This is a genomic window from Streptococcus sp. ST14, from assembly GCF_046098195.1.
GTDB lineage: Bacteria > Bacillota > Bacilli > Lactobacillales > Streptococcaceae > Streptococcus.
The window spans coordinates 1-4,291 of record NZ_JBJUSF010000050.1 but is presented as its reverse complement, the minus strand read 5'-3'; the positions used below and the strand labels follow the sequence as shown (position 1 = coordinate 4,291).

7 protein-coding genes are annotated in these 4,291 nt (G+C 35.1%); all 7 read right to left on the bottom strand.

What is annotated here, in order from left to right; genetic code table 11:
- Positions 1–673: 673 nt before the first annotated feature.
- Positions 674–883: a Blp family class II bacteriocin gene (locus ACIY19_RS10650; RefSeq protein ID WP_049537864.1), complete on the bottom strand. Its 210-nt coding sequence runs from the start codon at positions 881–883 to the stop codon at positions 674–676.
- A 15-nt stretch (positions 884–898) separates the two neighbouring features.
- A complete protein-coding gene (locus ACIY19_RS10645; RefSeq protein WP_409003384.1) occupies positions 899–1,147 on the bottom strand; it encodes a Blp family class II bacteriocin in 249 nt (82 codons plus the stop codon).
- A 243-nt stretch (positions 1,148–1,390) separates the two neighbouring features.
- On the bottom strand, positions 1,391–1,594 hold the full coding sequence (locus ACIY19_RS10640) for a Blp family class II bacteriocin (protein WP_001099737.1): 204 nt from the start codon (positions 1,592–1,594) through the stop codon (positions 1,391–1,393).
- Positions 1,595–1,609: 15 nt separating this feature from the next.
- Positions 1,610–1,864, bottom strand: a complete 255-nt coding sequence (blpM, locus tag ACIY19_RS10635; RefSeq protein WP_000379951.1) for a two-peptide bacteriocin subunit BlpM — start codon at positions 1,862–1,864, stop codon at positions 1,610–1,612.
- A gap of 250 nt (positions 1,865–2,114) precedes the next feature.
- Positions 2,115–3,152: a thioredoxin domain-containing protein gene (locus tag ACIY19_RS10630; protein WP_261049914.1), complete on the bottom strand. Its 1,038-nt coding sequence runs from the start codon at positions 3,150–3,152 to the stop codon at positions 2,115–2,117.
- Positions 3,153–3,312: 160 nt separating this feature from the next.
- Positions 3,313–3,717 (bottom strand): immunity protein, encoded by a 405-nt coding sequence (locus tag ACIY19_RS10625; protein ID WP_409003383.1) that lies wholly within the window; start codon positions 3,715–3,717, stop codon positions 3,313–3,315.
- 19 nt (positions 3,718–3,736) lie between these two features.
- On the bottom strand, positions 3,737–3,973 hold the full coding sequence (locus ACIY19_RS10620) for a Blp family class II bacteriocin (protein ID WP_033684811.1): 237 nt from the start codon (positions 3,971–3,973) through the stop codon (positions 3,737–3,739).
- Positions 3,974–4,291 lie beyond the last annotated feature (318 nt).

Genomic DNA, 4,291 nt, shown 5'->3' with positions numbered 1-4,291 from the left:
AGAAAATACATCAATTTTGATAAGTAGAAATGGTAAAAACATTGTATAGCATTTTACACAGGAGTCTGGACTTGACTGATAATTTCCTTTCATTTTTAACTTTTCTACTTCCGCTAATACTAACTATTTACCATGCTTTTTTACCTATGCATTAACTACTATTTAACCCTCTAAAAGTGGTTAGTTTTCTGCCTTCTTCTCCCCGCTACCTCACGATAGTCATGCTTGAGAATCGCTATTGAATTCATCGGTAGCGGGTGCACACGGAGGACTTACACATCAAATACACGACATGCCCGTCGTACTCAAAAAAGAAAGGACGAAATTCGTCCTTTCTCGATCTTAGCTTTTCTTCAACTCACTACAGTTGACAATGAGCCAAAGGATAGTTAATAACCTATTGAAGTGTCAAATGTTGCTAACTCCATTTATCTTCAAATTTAAATAGACACATTATCGGAGTTATCAGTAAGAAAAAATCTAACCAATTCAGATAATTCATAATATAGGATATAATACCAGCCATAACGAAAAGGTACAAAGCCGTACGATATCCTCTCTTTGGGTTTTTATCAGCCTTGGTGTTAAAAATAATGTACACACAACAAATTGCAATGAGTATAAGCTGAATCATAGTTTCATTTAACATATTAATACCCATTCCTTTTTTAAACTATTTTGGGGGTCTCAATCCAAAAGCTATAATGCCACCTACTATAGCGCCCCCTGTTGCGCAAATCAAGTAAGCTTGAGGGCCTCCAGCGATACAAGATTGTCCTGCCTGAAATGCACCCGACAAGGCTCCTACAACTACATCTCCTCCCAATCCACCTCCAGAAATATTACTTAATTCTTGATTGTCTACTATTTTGTAATCAAACATAATTTCTACTCCCTTCTATGGCCAAATATTATCAGCAATTGCAGTAAAAGTACCACCAAGTTTAGCTCCAGCCCAAGCACAGCCAGCAGTCATAGCCCATGCGGAACCACCAGTAAGGAGCCCTCCTACCGTACACATAGCAACTCCGATACCTGCTCCATAGACAGCTCCTTTTCCTACTGTTCCCCAATCAGTTCCTCCCTCAATGCTAGCCAGCATTTCAGTATCCATAATCTTAAATTGTTCCATCATTTTTGTATTCATATCGTATATAACTTTTCAGTTACGGAACAAGTTTAATATAAAAATTATCAAAAAAACATAGGCAATGAAGAGAAAAAATAATTTATCATAGATTAGAAATAATATGACAAAACAATTCAATGATGTTAATTCAATAGTCTTTTGTTTTTTATCAGAGGTACTTATAGATAGATAAATAAGATATGTTTGGAAAGCGAAGAGAATTATATAGAATACAGCCTTCATAAAATATATCTTCCATTTTTATGATGTAGCACTATAGGCTAAATATCCACAAATCAATGCTCCTCCAATTCCTCCTATTGCAGCGCCCCATGGTCCTAGAAACTTCCCATATTTCACTCCACCCGCTGCACAACCTAAAGCAGCAACTACAGCCGCTCCTCCGGAATTACCTCCATAAATCTCACTTAACATTGTTTCATCTACATTATAATAAGTATTCATACAAATCTCCTTTTATCAAAATCCACCCGTTGCACCTGTTACTCCTGCCCAAAGAGCCACACCAAATTTAGCTCCTATGTATCCACATGCTCCCATAAATGGCGCTCCAACACCACTCGCAGCACAAATGGCTGTTCCTAAGCCCCAGCCACCAAAAGCTGCACCACCACCTTCTAAGACATTAGTTTGCCAATTATTCTTGCCTCCTTCAATACTGGATAACATAGTTATATCCATTTCATGAAATTGTCCTATCATTTTTGTATCCATAACGAATACCTCCATTTTAATCTTAATTTTAATTTTTGTCCTGTTGCAACTTTGACAAGTTTAGTATATCACTGTATATTATATTTTTTCATCCAAATCTTGAATTGCCATCGAAACGTCTTGAATTGTTAAAAAATTTAAAAAGCAAGCATTAAAAACATGCTTGCCCTTTCACTCTTGTCTATAGGCAAATTCTAGCCATATGTTATTACAAACAAATAATATCATTGCACCTGTTTACCATCTATTTTTATTTATGAATTTTTTGTTTCACTTTAATCATTATAGAAGCCATAAAAAACGCGACAGCTAGCCGAATCAGTTGGTAACTTTCTTCCTCTCCTGTTTTCGGTAATAATTTTTCATTCGAAGTAATAGATTCGCTTACATAATCAGTCCCCTTAACATCAGTTAAAGAAGTTTTATTTTCTTGAGCAACATCAAAAATAGGTTTGGGAGTTTCCAATTGATTCTTATTGTCTAACATTGCTAAATTGCCAGATTGAGTAGTTTTAGCTTTAGAAGTTGAGTTTGTACTCTCCACTTTCCCACTATTTTCGCTATTAGAATTGGAATTAGCATTGGATATTTTCATTTCGGTTCTTTTTTCATCACTCATACCTTTGCTGTCACTCACAACCTTGTCACTAATACTCATGCTGTCATTTCTGGTTTTCTCATCACGGACACTTTCAGTTACTGTCTCTTCAGAAGATTTCACTGTCTCCGCTTGCTTAGGTGAGTTTCTCGAGTACATATAATCATACACCTGTTGTGCAGTTGCTCCGCCACCAACCCATCCAGATATCGGATGTCCATTTTTTAAATACAAAATTGTTGGTGTTCCTGGAATACCGACTTTTTTAAATAGAAACTCTCTCGCTTCCCCATCAAAATCCTTACCATCCAAATCATAATACTCTAACTTCTTTTCAATCAAGTTATTAAATTCTTTCAATTCAGGAGAAAATTGACGACAATGAGAGCAAGTTTTTCTACCAAAATAAATAGTATGTTCCAATTGGTCCTCTGTAAAAGATTGACGTACAGCTTCAATATCTACCTTTTTAAAGTCCGCAACATTCTGTTCATACTCTTCGGGATTTACAACGGAAGGTTTATGCTCCACCTTTTCCTTAGCCGATGGCAAATCTGGTGCCACAAGAGAACTGTCATTCGCCCGAATAGATGAAGTAGTAGGCTGTTCTTCTGCATATACAACACCCGTAGTAATAGATGCAAATACAAGTGGTACAAGTAATAGCGATTTTATCTTTTGTTTCTTCATAAGAATACTCCTTTACATTTGTTATCTTTATCTTACCTTATTTAAGATTACAAATTCATATAAATCTTAAATGGTCATCGAAACATCTTGAATTGCAAAAAATTCATTATAAAAGGGTAAGTATTTCAAAAACACTTACCCCTTTATACTTCATCAAGCTCTACTTTTTATAATACTTCAAGCCCCAAATGAGTAAAAACATGACAACCAAGCAGAGAATAGCGCCAATATAAGCGATTATTTGTTGGTAAGATTCTCCTGCTGTAATACCTCTATACAAACAAATGATAGACATAAAGCCTGTCAAGCCGATATACATGAGTTGATTGGTTCTAGGACTAACCAAATCATCATCTTCAAACTCTCTTATCCTCATTTCCCTAGTGAGATAAACAGTAGCCAAAATAGAAGCCAAGTTAATAACTACTAAAAGAAATTGGAAAACTACGGAAAAATTTAAAAACTGACGAGATAGAAATAGATAAGTAGAAACAACCAAAGGTATCTGTCCGAACAACAACCTCACTAAGAAAACATTGTGTTTTGTTGCAAAGATTTTTTTCATTACTATCTCCTTTCATATGCTAACAGGTAAGTGCACCACCAATCCCACCTAGTACAGCACCAATTGCTCCTGTTCCTATAGCATATGGTCCCAATAGAAATGTCGAACCATAAGTTGTTGCATACCCATCAAGTGCGCCATACGCAATCCCTGCTCCACAAGCAATTGTTCTTCCCCAATCAATATCTCCACCTTCAACGCAAGCAAGCATTTCATTATCCATAACAGAAAATTGTGACATCATTTTTGTATCCATGACAAATACTCCTTTTTTATTTTTAATTTTTGTCCTGTTGCAACCTTGACAGTTTAAGTATAGCACTGTTTTTAAAATTTTCTTATCTAAATCTTGAATTGTCATCGAAACGCCTTGAATTAGCTTTTTATTTCAAATCACCTCTAAATTTTTTAAAAAAAGACAGTTTCTAATCACTTTTTTACCATTCAGGAAATTTCAATGACTATTCAAGATTTTATAAAATATGAACTTATTTTTATGGCATAATATACCTATCTACTATATGAAAGGAATTGCCAATGACTTCTTATAAACGTACATTTGTTCCTCAAATAG

Coding starts and splice junctions, on each gene's coding strand:
- ACIY19_RS10620 (WP_033684811.1), bottom strand. CDS start 3,973: ATGGATACAAAAATGATGTCACAATTTTCTGTTATGGATAATGAAATG.
- ACIY19_RS10650 (WP_049537864.1), bottom strand. CDS start 883: ATGTTTGATTACAAAATAGTAGACAATCAAGAATTAAGTAATATTTCT.
- ACIY19_RS10630 (WP_261049914.1), bottom strand. CDS start 3,152: ATGAAGAAACAAAAGATAAAATCGCTATTACTTGTACCACTTGTATTT.
- ACIY19_RS10625 (WP_409003383.1), bottom strand. CDS start 3,717: ATGAAAAAAATCTTTGCAACAAAACACAATGTTTTCTTAGTGAGGTTG.
- ACIY19_RS10640 (WP_001099737.1), bottom strand. CDS start 1,594: ATGAATACTTATTATAATGTAGATGAAACAATGTTAAGTGAGATTTAT.
- ACIY19_RS10645 (WP_409003384.1), bottom strand. CDS start 1,147: ATGAATACAAAAATGATGGAACAATTTAAGATTATGGATACTGAAATG.
- blpM (WP_000379951.1), bottom strand. CDS start 1,864: ATGGATACAAAAATGATAGGACAATTTCATGAAATGGATATAACTATG.